Origin of the sequence: Streptomyces sp. NPDC096311, from assembly GCF_044763085.1 — a bacterium.
Taxonomy (GTDB): domain Bacteria; phylum Actinomycetota; class Actinomycetes; order Streptomycetales; family Streptomycetaceae; genus Streptomyces.
The window spans coordinates 400971-415368 of sequence record NZ_JBIWFN010000006.1 but is presented as its reverse complement, the minus strand read 5'-3'; the positions used below and the strand labels follow the sequence as shown (position 1 = coordinate 415368).

At 69.6% G+C, this 14398-nt stretch carries 13 protein-coding genes; 6 read left to right on the top strand and 7 right to left on the bottom strand.

The annotated features are described in order from the left end of the window. Positions 1-15: 15 nt before the first annotated feature. Complete coding sequence (locus ACIRA5_RS18500; protein ID WP_403691855.1) at positions 16-1524, bottom strand: hypothetical protein; 1509 nt, start codon at positions 1522-1524, stop codon at positions 16-18. Positions 1525-1783: 259 nt separating this feature from the next. Further along, positions 1784-2914, bottom strand: a complete 1131-nt coding sequence (locus tag ACIRA5_RS18495) for an alpha/beta hydrolase (RefSeq protein ID WP_403691854.1) — start codon at positions 2912-2914, stop codon at positions 1784-1786. A 223-nt stretch (positions 2915-3137) separates the two neighbouring features. Between ACIRA5_RS18495 and ACIRA5_RS18490 the strand changes: the two genes are divergently transcribed. The 6 genes from ACIRA5_RS18490 (at position 3138) to ACIRA5_RS18465 (ending at position 8226) form a co-directional block, all read left to right on the top strand. Further along, complete coding sequence (locus ACIRA5_RS18490) at positions 3138-4943, top strand: phosphatidylglycerol lysyltransferase domain-containing protein (RefSeq protein WP_403691853.1); 1806 nt, start codon at positions 3138-3140, stop codon at positions 4941-4943. A 148-nt stretch (positions 4944-5091) separates the two neighbouring features. After that, positions 5092-5952 carry a dihydropteroate synthase gene (gene folP / locus ACIRA5_RS18485; protein ID WP_403691851.1) on the top strand — a complete coding sequence of 287 codons (861 nt, stop codon included), beginning with the start codon at positions 5092-5094 and terminating at the stop codon, positions 5950-5952. Then, positions 5949-6443, top strand: coding sequence for a nuclear transport factor 2 family protein (locus tag ACIRA5_RS18480; RefSeq protein WP_403691850.1), 495 nt, complete (start codon positions 5949-5951; stop codon positions 6441-6443). The genes folP and ACIRA5_RS18480 overlap by 4 nt, the downstream gene beginning before the upstream one ends. A gap of 270 nt (positions 6444-6713) precedes the next feature. Beyond that, a complete protein-coding gene (gene folB, locus ACIRA5_RS18475) occupies positions 6714-7073 on the top strand; it encodes a dihydroneopterin aldolase (protein ID WP_403691848.1) in 360 nt (119 codons plus the stop codon). After that, complete coding sequence (folK, locus tag ACIRA5_RS18470) at positions 7070-7681, top strand: 2-amino-4-hydroxy-6-hydroxymethyldihydropteridine diphosphokinase (RefSeq protein WP_403691847.1); 612 nt, start codon at positions 7070-7072, stop codon at positions 7679-7681. Before folB ends, folK begins: the two co-directional genes overlap by 4 nt. A gap of 56 nt (positions 7682-7737) precedes the next feature. Continuing rightward, positions 7738-8226: a DUF3180 domain-containing protein gene (locus ACIRA5_RS18465; protein ID WP_101399891.1), complete on the top strand. Its 489-nt coding sequence runs from the start codon at positions 7738-7740 to the stop codon at positions 8224-8226. 37 nt (positions 8227-8263) lie between these two features. Here ACIRA5_RS18465 and folE read toward each other — a convergent pair whose 3' ends face one another. The 5 genes from folE to ACIRA5_RS18440 all read right to left on the bottom strand — a co-directional run bounded on the left by folE (position 8264) and on the right by ACIRA5_RS18440 (position 14281). Then, the gene (gene folE, locus ACIRA5_RS18460) at positions 8264-8869 is read right to left on the bottom strand and encodes a GTP cyclohydrolase I FolE (RefSeq protein WP_168494225.1); all 606 of its coding nucleotides are present in this window, start codon (positions 8867-8869) and stop codon (positions 8264-8266) included. A 142-nt stretch (positions 8870-9011) separates the two neighbouring features. Then, positions 9012-11039 carry an ATP-dependent zinc metalloprotease FtsH gene (gene ftsH, locus ACIRA5_RS18455; RefSeq protein ID WP_393023593.1) on the bottom strand — a complete coding sequence of 676 codons (2028 nt, stop codon included), beginning with the start codon at positions 11037-11039 and terminating at the stop codon, positions 9012-9014. Between the two features lie 198 nt (positions 11040-11237). Continuing rightward, the gene (gene hpt / locus ACIRA5_RS18450; protein ID WP_054237479.1) at positions 11238-11798 is read right to left on the bottom strand and encodes a hypoxanthine phosphoribosyltransferase; all 561 of its coding nucleotides are present in this window, start codon (positions 11796-11798) and stop codon (positions 11238-11240) included. Between the two features lie 158 nt (positions 11799-11956). Then, complete coding sequence (gene tilS / locus ACIRA5_RS18445) at positions 11957-12964, bottom strand: tRNA lysidine(34) synthetase TilS (protein ID WP_403691845.1); 1008 nt, start codon at positions 12962-12964, stop codon at positions 11957-11959. Positions 12965-13156: 192 nt separating this feature from the next. Next, positions 13157-14281: a zinc-dependent metalloprotease gene (locus tag ACIRA5_RS18440; RefSeq protein ID WP_403691843.1), complete on the bottom strand. Its 1125-nt coding sequence runs from the start codon at positions 14279-14281 to the stop codon at positions 13157-13159. Between the last annotated feature and the right edge of the window lie 117 nt (positions 14282-14398).

The window sequence follows — 14398 nt, the reverse complement described above, 5'->3', positions numbered from 1 at the left end:
CCACGTACAGGCGCCTCAGGAAGCCGCGGTCCGCAGCTCCGTCAGGTCGATGTGCTCGGTCTCGTCGTGCGCGGTCAGGTCGATGACCTGGCCGACACCGCGGGACTCCTCGTCGACGGGCTTGAAACCGGACTCGGCCTCGGCCTTGTGCAGGGCGAGCGCCTCCTGTCCGACCACGTCCGCGAGGTCCTCGTTCTGCATGGCGTCCATGGCGGCCGAGGACGCCCCCTTCTGCGTACCGAAGAAGTCGAACCCGCCCTCGACCGAGGGGCGCCGCACGGGCGCGGCCGGGGCGACGGCCACCGCGGTCGGCACGGTGAAGTGTCCGGCGGCACGGGCGGGCTTCGCAGGCTGCACGGGATGGGCCGCCGGGGCGGCCGGCTCCGCCGGGGCGGACACCGCGCGTGCGGCGGGGACGGGCAACGCCGCCGTCTTGGCGTCGGTCAGGGGGCGCTTGCCCTTCGGAGGACCGTCCGTCGGGGGTTCCCCTTTGTCGGACTCTCCTTTGGCGGACTCCCCTTCGGCCTCGGCGGGCTCGCGCTCGTCGGAACCGGAGGCGTCGGCATCGGCATCGGAATCCGAGGGTGGCGCGGTTTCGACCTCGACCTCGACCTCGGCTTCGGAATCGGCTTCTGTGTCGACTTCGGCTTCGGCGCCGGGCTTCACGTCGTCGTCCGGATCGGTGTCCGGGTCGGTGCCCGGTTCGGTGTCCGCGTCGGAGACGTCGATCGCCGCGTCGCCGTGCGTGATCCGGCTCAACGCGGCATCGGCGCGCAGGAAGAGCGACGACCCGGCCGGGGAGAAGACCTGGGGAGACGCGGTCGCGTCCGTCGGCTCCTCGGCGGCGTCCTCCGCCTCTACGGTGGTCACGTCGTCGGCGGTGACACCGTCGCCGGTGCCCTCGTCCGCGTCCTCGTCCGTGCCTTCGCCCGCGTCCTCGTCCGTGCCTTCGCCCGCGCCCTCGTTCATGTCCTCGTCCGTGGCAGCCACGCCCTCGGGAGCCTCCGGCTCCGCCGAGTCCACGGCGTCCACGGTCTCCGTCGCGGCGGTCAGCGCGCGAGCGGGGGCCACCGTCTCTATCTCGAGCAGCCGGCGACCTTCCAGGGCGCTCGCCCGCTCGGTCTCCGCCGTGGCGTACCGCCGAAGCAGTGCGGCGTGTTCGTTGCGCAGGCCCGCCAGCTCCGCCCGCTTCGCGCGCAGCTTGTGCTCGAGCTTGGTGCGCAGCTCGCGCGACTCGTCGAGGTCGGTCTCGAGCTCGGCGACGCGCTCCTCGTGACGCCACTCGTCACTCGCCCGCGCGCGCGTGAGGTCCGCGACGCGCTTGCCCGCCGCCGTGTCCCAGCGGCGCATGACGATGCCGCCCCCGACGGCCGTCACCGCGGCGGCCGCGGCCAAGGCGCGGAGCACCGTTGGTTCCGTGAACAGCCAGGGCCCCACGGCGCAGACGAGCGAGACGCCTGCGATCGCCGAAGGAGGCAGCAGCCGGTGCAGAGGTGGGGAATGGCGGTGACGTCCACGTGGCATGGCCAGAAACTTACCGCGCGTAGGCGAATCTTGGAGCCCCGCCCGGTAAAAACACGGCTACCCCAGAGGCTTCACACCGCCTCAGCCGCCTATAGGGGCAACTCCTTGTCCCACAAGGGCTCCCGCTTGCCCCGCAAAGCGGCTCCTTGTTGATCAATTCCCTTGAGTTCGCGTGATTCCAGAGATCTGAGGGACTCCATGAATTCCAGGAGGCTCGGCGCGGATCACAGGTGCGCCGCCACGTATTCGGGGACGACGCTCAGCGGTCGCTCAGCCGCCCGCTGAGCCACTGAAGCGTCGGCGGGATCTCCCGCCGCCACGTGTTGAAGTTGTGGCCGCCGCTGTCGAGGATGATCGACGCGATCCGGGTGCGGTGCTTGGACTGCACGAGGCTGATGAACTTGAGGGTCTCCTTGTAGTTGTGCTCGCCCACCTTGCTACTGGTGACCAGCAGCGATGTGTCGGGGGCGGGCTTGTGCTGCATGAACCAGCGCAGGTCCGCGCTGTTGCGCAGCTCCTTGTTCCCGTGGAAGAGGTCGCCCGTCGTGGGGTCGATCGGCGCCTTGTAGTACGGCGACAGTCCCGCCCCGGCGGCGTACGCCTCGGGGTGGTGAAGGGCCAGCTTCAGCGCGCAGTAACCACCCGTGGAGTCACCGACGATGCCCCAGCTTCCGGGCTTCTTGCCCACCCTGTAGTGAGCCGACACGGCATCGGGGAGGTCCTTGGCGAAGAACTTCTCGGTCTGCGGACCACCCGGGATGTCCACACACTCCGTGTCCCGCGGCGGCGCGACCGTCGGCCTCATCATGACGAGGATCATCGGCTGCATCTGCCCGTTCTTGGACAACTCGTGGGCCGTCTGCGGATAGTGCAGGCCCTTGATGAGCGCCGCGGCGGTGCCCGGGTAGCCGGTGAGGATCGTGACCGCCGGGAAAGTGCGCGTGCGGTAGCGCGACTGGAAGTACTCGGGGGGAAGGTAGACGAACGCGGGCGTGGCGATGTGCGTCGTACGGCCGACGATGTCGACCTTCTGGATCTGGCCGCCGATCTGCGGCCGGGTCCCGCCCGACACGCTCACCGGCTGGGTGCCGACCACTTGGAGAGGCCCGCCGCCGGAGCCGCCCCGGCCGCCGTGGTCGACGACCACACCCTGGCCGTTCTCCTGACCGAAGAGGTCCGCCCAGCTCGCGTAGAACCCGAACGCCTGGTTGGCGAACAGGCCGATCGAAGCGAAGATCGCCACCTGCGTGACCAGAAGCAGCCCGATCCGTCCGCTGACGGCCCGCCAGTTCTGCCGCGCCAGCCGCGGCCACCACCACACCGTGCCGACGAACAGCAGCACGGCGAACAGAACCGCCAACACCAGCACCTTGTTGCTCGTGAGACCCATGAGCTGCCCTGCCTGCGCTTTCCGCCCCTGGCCGCCCTGCTGCTTCGCGAGGCCTTGCCCTGGACTTTCCTTGCCTTTTGAACCGGCTTTCCGCTGGGGAGTGAACCTGACCCCCCAAGACACCGTCCTAGAGGGCGCAATGTCGCCGGATGCCGGAATGGCGCCGGATTCAAGGTCTCTCGCAGAACTACGGGATGCGATGTCTGTCAGGATAGATGGGGAAATGTCGGGCGAGGTTCCAGAGCGAACGGGCAGGACGCGACGCATACTCCGTGGTCCACGCCCAGATGCCGTTCCCGCCCTCGTCGCCAGGGCCTGCACACTCGTAGGGGTCCTGGACATCGCCGCGGGGGTCTTCCCCCGCTTCCGGCGCAGCCGTATGCACGCCCTGGCCGAGGTGCTGCCCGGCTCGTTCGGCCCCTTCGCCGCCGCGCTGTCGCTCAGCGCGGGCGTACTCCTGCTCCTGCTCGCTCATGGGCTGCGGCGCCGCAAGCGCCGAGCGTGGCGGGCCGCCGTGGCCCTGCTGCCAGCGGGTGCCGTCGCCCAGTTCGCGTACCGCCATTCGATCATCGGCGTCGTCATCTCCCTCGCGCTGCTCGCACCACTGCTGCGCCACCGGAGCGAGTTCGCCGCCCTGCCCGATCCCCGCAGCCGCTGGCGCGCGCTCGCCAACTTCGTCCTCATGGGCGCCGGTTCCCTCGCCCTCGGACTGGTCATCGTCAGCGCCCACCAGAACCGGATGGTCGGCGACCCGAGCCTGGCCGACCGCATCACGCACGTCCTGTACGGCCTGGTCGGCTTCGAAGGCCCCGTCGACTACGCCGGATCCACGTCCTGGACGGTCGCTTTCTCGCTCGGCGCGCTCGGCTGGCTGACCGCCGTCACCACGATCTATCTGGCCTTCCGGCCCGAACACCCCGCCGCCCGCCTCACGGAGGACGACGAGACCCGGCTGCGGGCCCTGCTGGACAAGCACGGCGGTCGTGACTCGCTCGGCCACTTCGCGCTCCGCCGCGACAAGGCCGTCGTCTTCTCCCCCAGCGGCAAGGCGGCCGTCACCTACCGCGTCGTCTCCGGCGTGATGCTCGCCAGCGGCGACCCCATCGGCGACGTCGAGGCCTGGCCCGGCGCCATCGAGCGCTTCATGGACGAGGCCAAGGCCCACTCCTGGACCCCGGCCGTCATGGGCTGCTCGGAGACGGGCGGCGAGGTGTGGACCCGCGAGACCGGTCTCGACGCCCTCGAACTGGGCGACGAGGCGGTGGTGGACGTCGCGGATTTCTCCCTGTCCGGACGCGCGATGCGCAACGTGCGTCAAATGGTGAAGCGCATCGAACGGGCTGGCTACGAGACCCGGGTGCGGCGCATCCGTGACCTCAGCGAGGGCGAGCTGGAGCGGATACGACGGGCGGCGGAGGCCTGGCGCGGCACGGACACCGAACGCGGCTTCTCCATGGCGCTCGGCCGCATCGGCGACCCGTCCGACGGCGACTGCCTGATCGCCACCGCCCACAAGGCGGACGACGCGCTCGGCCCGTACGGCGACCTGAAGGCCGTCCTGCACTTCGTCCCCTGGGGCACGGACGGTGTCTCCCTCGACCTCATGCGCCGCGACCGCGCGGCCGACCCCGGCATGAACGAGCTCCTCATCGTGGCGGCGCTCGAGGCGTCCCCGCGTCTGGACATCAAGCGGATCTCGCTCAACTTCGCGATGTTCCGCTCGGCGCTGGCACGCGGCGAGAAGATCGGCGCGGGGCCGGTACTGCGGGCCTGGCGTGGCCTGCTCGTCTTCCTCTCGCGCTGGTTCCAGATCGAGTCCCTGTACAAGTTCAACGCGAAGTTCCGCCCCCGCTGGGAGCCCCGCTTCGTCGTCTACCGCTCCTCCCGCGACCTCCCGCGCATCGGCATCGCCGCCATGCAGGCCGAGGGCTTCGTGAACCTGGCCCTCCCGAGCCTGCTGCGCCGCCGCACACCGGCTCCGCGTCCGTGCGCCCACGGCGTGGCGGAACGCGGGGTCAGGGCGGCGTAGTCCCCCTGAACAGGCCCGAGCGAGGGCCCCTACCCCAGCCCTGGGGACCCTCGCTCGGGCCGAGGCCCGCCGCGAAGCGGCCAAAAGACCCCCGTCGGAGCCAACCCGCAGACGATTCGGCCCCCCGCCGGAGGCCTAGGCTGGACGTATGAACTCCGAGCGCCGCCGCGGCCACGTCGCGGGACTGCCGACCTGGGACCGCTGCGCGGTCATGGGGGTCGTCAACGTGACCCCCGATTCCTTCTCCGACGGCGGCCGCTGGTTCGACACGACGGCCGCCGTCAAACACGGCCTCCACCTGGTCACCGAGGGCGCCGACCTGGTGGACGTCGGCGGCGAGTCCACCCGCCCCGGCGCGACCCGTGTCGACGAGGCGGAAGAGCTCAAGCGCGTCATCCCGGTCGTCCGCGGCCTCGCCTCCGAGGGCGTCACCGTCTCCGTCGACACCATGCGCGCATCCGTCGCCGAGCAGTCGCTCGCCGCGGGCGCCGCCCTCGTCAACGACGTGAGCGGCGGGCTCGCCGACCCGGCGATGATCCCCGCCGTCGCCGCGGCCGACGCACCCTTCGTGGTCATGCACTGGCGCGGCTTCCTCGAGGGCGGCAACGTGAGGGGGACGTACGCGGACGTCGTCTCCGAAGTCGTCGACGAGCTGCACGCACGTGTGGAGGCCGTTCTGGCGGGCGGCATCGCCCCCGACCGCATCGTCGTCGACCCGGGCCTCGGCTTCTCCAAGGACTCCGAGCACGACCTGTCACTGCTCGCCCACCTCGACCGGCTGAGCAAACTCGGCCACCCCCTGCTCGTCGCCGCCTCCCGCAAGCGGTTCCTGGGCCGCGTACTGGCGGGCCCTGAGGGCGCCCCGCCGCCGGCCCGCGAGCGGGACGCCGCCACCGCCGCCGTCTCCGCGCTCGCCGCCCACCAGGGTGCCTGGGCGGTCCGGGTCCACGAGGTACGGGCCACCGCCGACGCCGTACGAGTCGCCCGGGCCGTAGAGGGAGCCCAGTGAGCGCACCCCGCACCGACATCGAGCAGGTCGAACGCGCCAACACCGCCTTCTACGAGGCACTCGAGCGGGGCGACTTCGAAGAACTGTCATCACTGTGGCTGGCTCCCCTGGACACCGCCGACGACGACATCGAGGGCGACGGCGCGGTGATCTCCTGCGTCCACCCCGGCTGGCCGGTCCTCAACGGCCGCGGTGAGGTCCTGCGCTCGTACGCGCTGATCATGGCGAACACGGAGTACATCCAGTTCTTTCTCACGGACGTGCACGTCTCCGTCACGGGCGACACCGCACTGGTGACCTGCACCGAGAACATCCTCAGCGGCGGCCCCGCCCCCGACGACAGCGACGAGCTCGGCCCGCTCGTCGGCCAGCTGGTCGTCGCCACGAACGTGTTCCGCCGCACGGCCGACGGCTGGAAGCTCTGGTCACACCACGCCTCACCCGTACTCGCCGAATCGGACGAGGAGGAGGACGAGGACACCCCCGGCTGAGCCCCTGGACACCCCCGGTCGGGTGGGCAGGCGGTCCACCAGCACCAAGGAGTGGTTGGAATCACGAACCGCTGGGTAGGGGCGGCTACCAACCCGTGAGCCGCCGTGTTCCCCAGGGGAAACGCCCGATGAAGCCTCGTGCCCATCATGTGGGCGCGTGTCCCCGTGGGCGAGCTCTGTCAGTGCCCGCAGGTAGATTCGTTTGAGGCCGGTGCGCCGACCGCACTCGGTGGACATCGGCCGCTACCGACGATTGCAGGAGTGATTCGCGTGGATCGTGTCGCGCTGCGCGGCCTCAAGGCCCGCGGGCACCACGGTGTCTTCCGGAAGGAACGCGAGGAAGGCCAGACCTTCATCGTGGACCTGACACTGGGCCTGGACACCCGGCCGGCCGCGGCCGAGGACGACCTGTCGAAGACCGTGCACTACGGCATCGTGGCGGAGGAGGTCGTGACCGTCGTCGAGGGCGAGCCCGTCAACCTCATCGAGACCCTCGCCGAGCGCATCGCCCAGACCTGCCTGAAGCACGACGGGGTCCAGGAGGTCGAGGTCTGCGTGCACAAACCGGACGCGCCGATCACGGTCCCCTTCGACGACGTGACCGTCACGATCACCCGGAGCCGAGTATGACCGCCTACTTCACCGAGGGTCAGAGCGACCCGACCGTACAGCCGGTGCCCGCCTCCGTGGTCGAGCGGGTGGACGCCGCCGACACGACCCTGCAGAACCCGAAACGGGCGGTGCTCTCCCTCGGCTCGAACCTGGGCAACCGCCTGGAGACCCTCCAGGGCGCCATCGACGCCCTGGAGGACACCCCTGGCGTCCGCGTCAAGGCGGTCTCCCCCGTCTATGAGACCGAACCCTGGGGCGTCGAACCGGGCAGCCAGCCGACGTATTTCAACGCGGTCGTGGTCCTCAAGACCACCCTCCCGCCGTCCTCGCTCCTGGAGCGGGCACACGCGATCGAGGAGGCCTTCCACCGCGTACGGGACGGGCGCTGGGGCCCGCGCACGATCGACGTGGACATCGTGGCGTACGCCGATGTCGTCTCCGGCGACCCGGTCCTGACCCTCCCTCACCCGCGCGCCCACGAAAGGGCCTTCGTGCTGGCCCCCTGGCACGACGTGGAGCCCGAGGCCCAGCTGCCCGGCCGCGGCCCCGTGGACCACCTGCTCACCGCCGTCACCCGGGAAGGTGTCCTGCCCCGGCCCGACCTGGAACTCCGGCTGCCCGAGTAGTCGTTAAGGTCAGGACGACCAAGACGGACTTACAAGAGGGGCAAAGGGACAACAACGTGAAACAGCTGCGCATCAGGACGCTGGCAGCCGTGTTCGTGGTGGCCGGTGTGCTGTCCTGGGCGGGCGCGCGCCTGTGGAGCGCGGTGGGGACCCTCCCACGGGTCCCGCTGGCCGCCCCCATCGTCCTGGCCCTGATCGCCGTCGTCCTGCTGTCCACGGCGCTCTCGCTGCGCGCCCGCCTCAAGGCCCAACGTGAACGCCGCCCCGGCGCCAAGGGCGTCGACCCCCTGATGGCGGCCCGCGCGGTCGTCTTCGGCCAGGCGAGCGCCCTGGTCGCCGCCCTGGTGTCGGGCATGTACGGCGGTACGGGCGCGTTCCTGCTCGAGTCCCTGGACATCCCCGCCCGTCGCGACCAGGCCATCTACGCCGGTTTCTCGGTCCTCGCCGGCATCGCCGTGATAGCGGCCGCCTTCTTCCTGGAGCGCGTCTGCAAGCTCCCGGAGGACGACGACAACGAACACGGCGGCGCGGCCCCCGTCGCCTGACGGACGGGGCGCGCAGCGGGGCGTCCGGGCCAGGGCGCTAACGCGCCATGATCAGGCTCATCGCCTCGTTGCGGGTGGCGGGATCGCGCAGCTGGCCGCGCACGGCCGAGGTGATGGTCTTCGCGCCGGGCTTGCGCACCCCGCGCATCGACATGCACATGTGCTCGCACTCCACGACGACGATCACCCCGCGCGGCTCCAGGATCTCCATCAGGGAGTCGGCGATCTGCGTGGTGAGACGTTCCTGCACCTGTGGCCGCCGGGCGTAGACGTCCACGAGCCGGGCCAGCTTCGACAGGCCCGTGATCTTGCCGTCCATGGACGGGATGTAGCCGACATGGGCCACGCCGACGAACGGCACCAGGTGGTGCTCACAGCTGCTGAGGACCTCGATGTCCTTCACGAGCACCATCTCGTCGTGTCCGAGGTCGAAGGTGGTCGTCAGCACGTCCTCGGGCTTCTGCCACAGCCCCGCGAATATCTCCCTGTACGCCCTGGCGACCCGCCCGGGCGTCTCGCGCAGTCCCTCGCGGTCCGGGTCCTCGCCGACCGCGATGAGGAGCTCTCGTACCGCGTTCTCCGCGCGCTTCTCGTCGAACTCGCCGATCACACCTTCGCCGTCCAGCGTCACGGGGTCGGTCATGTGGTCCTCGTTCCTGTGGATCTTGCGCGTGCTGGTCGACGCGTCCAAAACCTGCGGTCGTGCCAAAATGCCGCGCCCCCCAGGCTAGAACCTGGGGGGCGCGGCATCCATTCCGGGCCTGGTGGGGCCACCGGGAGCCGGTTCAGCTCTCGGAGCGGTCCTCCGGAGCCACTTCCTTCGCCGGGACGGACTCCGTCACATTGGCGATGGCCGGCGTCGATCCGTTCGCCCCGTTCGTCAGCGACAGCTCCTTGGGGGAGAGCACCGGCGGGCGGGTGGACGGGGTGCGCCGGGAAGAGCCGGTCCACGCGGGGCGGGCCGGGCGCTTGTGGATCGGAGCGAAGACCTCGGCGATCTGCTCCTTGCTCAGCGTCTCCTTCTCCAGCAGCTGGAGCACGAGCGCGTCCAGAACGTCGCGGTTCTCGACCAGGATCTCCCAGGCCTCGTTGTGCGCGTTCTCGATGAGCTTCTTGACCTCTTCGTCGACGAGCGCGGCAACCTCTTCCGAGTAGTCACGCGGGTGCGACATCTCCCGGCCCAGGAAGGGCTCGGTGTTGTCGCCGCCGAACTTGATCGCGCCCAGCCGCTCGGTCATGCCGTACTGCGTGACCATCGCGCGGGCCGTTGCGGTGGCCTTCTCGATGTCGTTCGCAGCGCCCGTGGTGGGGTCGTGGAAGACGAGCTCCTCGGCCGCGCGGCCGCCCAGCATGTAGGCCAGCTGGTCCAGCATCTCGTTGCGCGTCGTGGAGTACTTGTCCTCGTCCGGCAGGACCATCGTGTAGCCGAGAGCACGGCCACGCGACAGGATCGTGATCTTGTGGACCGGGTCGGAGTTCGGAGACGCCGCCGCGACCAGGGCGTGGCCGCCCTCGTGGTACGCGGTGATCTTCTTCTCCTTGTCCGACATGATCCGGGTCCGCTTCTGCGGGCCCGCGACCACGCGGTCGATCGCCTCGTCCAGCATGGAGTTGTCGATCAGCTTCATGTCGCTGCGGGCCGTCAGAAGCGCGGCCTCGTTCAGTACGTTGGCGAGATCGGCACCCGTGAAGCCGGGGGTGCGACGGGCGACGGCCGAGAGGTCGACGTCCTGCGCGACCGGCTTGCCCTTCTGGTGAACCTTGAGGATCTCCAGACGGCCCTGCATGTCCGGGCGGTCGACCGCGATCTGGCGGTCGAAGCGGCCGGGACGCAGCAGCGCCGGGTCGAGGATGTCGGGCCGGTTCGTGGCGGCGATGAGAATCACACCGCCCTTCACGTCGAAGCCGTCCATCTCGACGAGCAGCTGGTTCAGCGTCTGCTCGCGCTCGTCGTGACCACCGCCGAGGCCGGCGCCGCGGTGGCGGCCGACCGCGTCGATCTCGTCGACGAAGACGATCGCCGGAGCGTTCGCCTTGGCCTGCTCGAACAGGTCACGGACTCGGGAGGCACCGACACCGACGAACATCTCGACGAAGTCGGAACCCGAGATCGAGTAGAAGGGAACGCCCGCCTCGCCCGCGACAGCGCGTGCGAGCAGCGTCTTACCGGTTCCAGGAGGCCCGTACAGGAGCACACCCTTGGGGATCTTCGCCCCGACGGCCTGGAACTTCGCCGGCTCCTGGAGGAACTCCTTGATCTCCTGGAGCTCCTCGACCGCCTCGTCCGAGCCCGCGACGTCCGAGAACGTCGTCTTCGGGGTGTCCTTGGTGATGAGCTTCGCCTTGGACTTCCCGAAGTTCATGACCCGGGAGCCGCCGCCCTGCATCTGGTTCATCAGGAACAGGAAGACGACGACGATGAGGACGAAGGGAAGCAGAGACAGCAGGATGCCGAGGAACGGGTTCTGCTTGGACGGCGAGACCGTGTAGCCGTCCGGAATCTGCTTGTTCTGGAACTTGTCCTGGAGTGTGTTGGCGAGGTTGACGCCCTGGTCACCGATGTAGCTCGCCTGGATCTTGGAGCTGCCGGAGACCTTCTGGCCATCCTTGAGCTGCACCTTGATGACCTGCTCGTCACCAGTGGTCAGCTTGGCCTCTTGGACCTTGTTGTCATTGATCGCCTGGACGACCTGGCCGGTGTCCACTGTCTTGTAGCCGCCGGACGAGCCGACGACCTGCATCAACACGACCACGGCAAGGACGGCCAGCACGATCCACATGACCGGCCCACGGAAGTATCGCTTCACGTCCATCCATACGGAGCGGTGCCGCCCCGTCCCTCCTGCCATAGTGAGTTTGATAAAGACTTATAAAGACTGTTCTTCGGACGGTACCCCAGCATTGTCACCCGAAGCTGCAGGGGACGACTGGGAATCCCTCCCACGCATGCTCCAACGGCGCGAAACCCGCTGGGGTTCCCGATCGTCTTACGAGGACTGGGACCCGGAGGTTCAGCCGCCGTAGACGTGAGGCGCGAGCGTACCGACGAACGGGAGGTTGCGGTACTTCTCCGCGTAGTCGAGGCCGTAGCCGATCACGAACTCGTTCGGGATGTCGAAGCCGACCCACTCCACATCGATCGCGACCTTGGCCGCCTCCGGCTTGCGCAGCAGCGTGCACACCTTGAGGGAGGCCGGCTCGCGGGAGCCGAGGTTGGAGATCAGCCAGGACAGGGTCAGCCCGGAGTCGATGATGTCCTCGACGATCAGGACGTGCTTGCCCTTGATGTCGGTGTCGAGGTCCTTGAGGATCCGCACCACACCCGAGGACTGGGTACCCGCGCCGTACGACGACACCGCCATCCAGTCCATCGTGACGGGGGTGGACAGCGCACGCGCGAGGTCCGCCATGACCATGACGGCGCCCTTGAGGACACCGACGATCAGCAGGTCCTTGCCCACGTACTCCGCGTCGATCTTCGCAGCCAGCTCAGCCAGCTTGGCGTCGATCTCTTCCTTGGTGATGAGCACCGACTTGAGGTCGGTGCCCATGTCTTTCGCGTCCACCCGCATCACTTTCGGTCGTCCGTCCCACTTTTCTCGGGCTCGTTCACCTACGGGGCGCCGATGTCGCTCCCCTTCGGCTCACTCGCTCGGCCACCCGGACCGCCCGCGACCCGAGTCAGGGGTCCCGGAGAGCCGCGTGAGCGGTCCCGATGGAGGGTCCGGTTTCAGCCTTGCCGAATCACCAGTCTGCCACCCTGTCGCTGAGCGACGACTTTGCCCGGGAGATTGATGGCTCCCTGACCGCGCCAGCCGGTGATCAGCCGGTCGACTTCTTCGATGTGGCGGGCGAACAGCGAACCGGCCGGGGCGCCCGCCTCGATGGCGGCGCGACGCAGGATACGGCGGCGTACGGCGGGCGGCAGGGCGTAGAGCTTCGCGCACTCCAGGAGGCCCGCCGTGTCGCGTACGGAGGCCTCGGCCTGGCGGGCCCAGGCGTCGAGGGCGTCGGCGTCGTCACGGGACAGCTGTGCCGTCCTGGCGAGGGCCTCGACGACTCCCTTGCCGAGCGCCTTCTCCAGGGCGGGCAGGCCCTCGTGGCGCAGCCGGGAGCGGGTGTAGGCCGGGTCGGCGTTGTGCGGGTCGTCCCAGACGGGCAACGACTGGACCATGCAGGCCTTGCGGGCGGTCTGCCGGTCCAGGTGCAGGAACGGTCGGCGGTAACGGCCGCCGGCCCCCGAGACCGCGGCCATGCCGGACAGGGAGCGGATGCCGGAGCCGCGGGCGAGGCCCAGCAGAACCGTCTCGGCCTGGTCGTCACGGGTGTGGCCGAGCAGGACGGCAAAGGCGCCGTGGCGCTCGGCGGCGGCGTCCAGGGCGGCGTACCGGGCGTCGCGGGCGGCGGCCTCGGGGCCGCCGTCGCGGCCCACGGTGACGGCGAGGGACTCGACGGGGGTCATGCCGAGCTCGACGAGGCGGGAGACGACGTCGTCGGCGCGCAGATCGGAGCCGGGCTGCAGACCGTGGTCCACGGTGATGCCACCGGCGCGGATGCCGAGTTTGGGGGCTTCGAAGGCGAGAGCCGAGGCGAGCGCCATGGAGTCGGCGCCGCCGGAGCAGGCGACGAGGACGAGCGGGGAGGACTCGCCTGGGGGACGGGTGTGGTCGGTGAGGACGTCGTGAAGTACGCGGCGGACCGCCAGGCGTATCGCCGCGACCGCAGGATGGGGACCCATGTCCGGTTCCCTTCATGAAGTTTTCGGGGGGTGAGCCCGAGTCTGGTCACACAGAGTGTGTAGATGGTGACAGAAACGGGCCGTTCCCCGAGCATTGCACGCCTACCGTTGGCTCACGGTCCCTCGGACGGGTGATTGGAGGGGCGTTCACCTGCCGTCGGCCGAATTCGTTTCACGACCTTGCCGTAGGGTTCACGACTCCGTCTTGCGGTGCACCCGCGCGACCCAGTCCGCCGGTTTGGCGATCTCCGCCTTGGTCGGGAGGGTGTTCGGGGAAGTCCACACACGGTTGAAGCCGTCCATGCCCACCTGGTCGACGACCGCGCGCACGAACCGCTCACCATCCCTGTACTGCCTCAGTTTGGCATCCAAACCGAGCAGCTTGCGCAGGGCGAGGTCGAGCCGCGAGGCCCCCTTGGCCCGGCGCTGCTGGAACTTCTCGCGAATCTCGCCCACGGACGGGACCACGTCCGGACCCACGCCGTCCATCACGAAGTCCGCGTGGCCTTCCAGGAGGGACATCACGGCGGTGAGGCGGGCGAGGATCTCCCGTTGGGCCGGCGTCTGCACGATCTCGACCAGGGACCGGCCCCCGTCGTCCTCCTCGCCCTCGGGACGGCCGCCCGCGAGCGACTGGGCCGCCTCCCTGATGCGCTCCAGGACCGTCATGGGGTCGACCTCGGTCTCGCCCAAGAAAGACTGGATTTCGCCCTCCAGGTGGTCGCGCAGCCAGGGCACGGCCGTGAACTGCGTACGGTGCGTCTCCTCGTGCAGACACACCCACAGGCGGAAGTCGTGGGGCTCCACGTCGAGTTCGCGCTCCACGTGGACGATGTTCGGCGCGACGAGAAGGAGCCTGCCGCCGCCGTTCTCACCCGCCGGGAGTTCCCTCGTCGCCGGGGCGAAGGTCTCGTACTGTCCGAGGACGCGCGACGACAGGAACGACAGCAGCATGCCCAGCTCCACGCCGGTGACCTTGCCGCCGACGGCGCCGAGGACGGCCCCGCCCGGGGTGGTCCCCCGTCGTTCCTGCATCTTGTCCAGCAGGGGCTTCAGGAGCTCCCGGAACCCCGCGACGTTCGCCCGGACCCAGCCCGGGCGGTCCACCACCAGGATGGGGGTGTCGTGGAGGTCGTCCGTGCCCATACGAGTGAAGCCCCGGACGTGTTCCTCCGAGGCCTTCGCATGCCGGCGCAGCTCCGCGACGACCTCTCGGGCCTCGTCGCGGCTCACCTCGGGGCCAGGCCGCACAAGCCGTGTCGCGGTCGCCACCGCGAGATTCCAGTCGACCATCTCGGCACCACCGATGCTCGTCATGCGTCAACCGTACGTGAGCGGGTCCAAGTGCGGTGAGGGGTAAGGCGCTGGATGCGCCCGTGCTCCGGGGCGCACGGGGCTCGTGGTACGAGTGGTGCCCAGGACCTGGCCCGGCAG

Bases quoted from the DNA above. Each gene is read 5' to 3' on its own strand.
- ACIRA5_RS18500 (WP_403691855.1), bottom strand. From the start codon at position 1,524: ATGCCACGTGGACGTCACCGCCATTCCCCACCTCTGCACCGGCTGCTG.
- ACIRA5_RS18495 (WP_403691854.1), bottom strand. From the start codon at position 2,914: ATGGGTCTCACGAGCAACAAGGTGCTGGTGTTGGCGGTTCTGTTCGCC.
- ACIRA5_RS18490 (WP_403691853.1), top strand. From the start codon at position 3,138: ATGTCGGGCGAGGTTCCAGAGCGAACGGGCAGGACGCGACGCATACTC.
- folP (WP_403691851.1), top strand. From the start codon at position 5,092: ATGAACTCCGAGCGCCGCCGCGGCCACGTCGCGGGACTGCCGACCTGG.
- folK (WP_403691847.1), top strand. From the start codon at position 7,070: ATGACCGCCTACTTCACCGAGGGTCAGAGCGACCCGACCGTACAGCCG.
- folE (WP_168494225.1), bottom strand. From the start codon at position 8,869: ATGACCGACCCCGTGACGCTGGACGGCGAAGGTGTGATCGGCGAGTTC.
- ftsH (WP_393023593.1), bottom strand. From the start codon at position 11,039: ATGGACGTGAAGCGATACTTCCGTGGGCCGGTCATGTGGATCGTGCTG.
- hpt (WP_054237479.1), bottom strand. From the start codon at position 11,798: ATGCGGGTGGACGCGAAAGACATGGGCACCGACCTCAAGTCGGTGCTC.
- tilS (WP_403691845.1), bottom strand. From the start codon at position 12,964: ATGGGTCCCCATCCTGCGGTCGCGGCGATACGCCTGGCGGTCCGCCGC.
- ACIRA5_RS18440 (WP_403691843.1), bottom strand. From the start codon at position 14,281: ATGACGAGCATCGGTGGTGCCGAGATGGTCGACTGGAATCTCGCGGTG.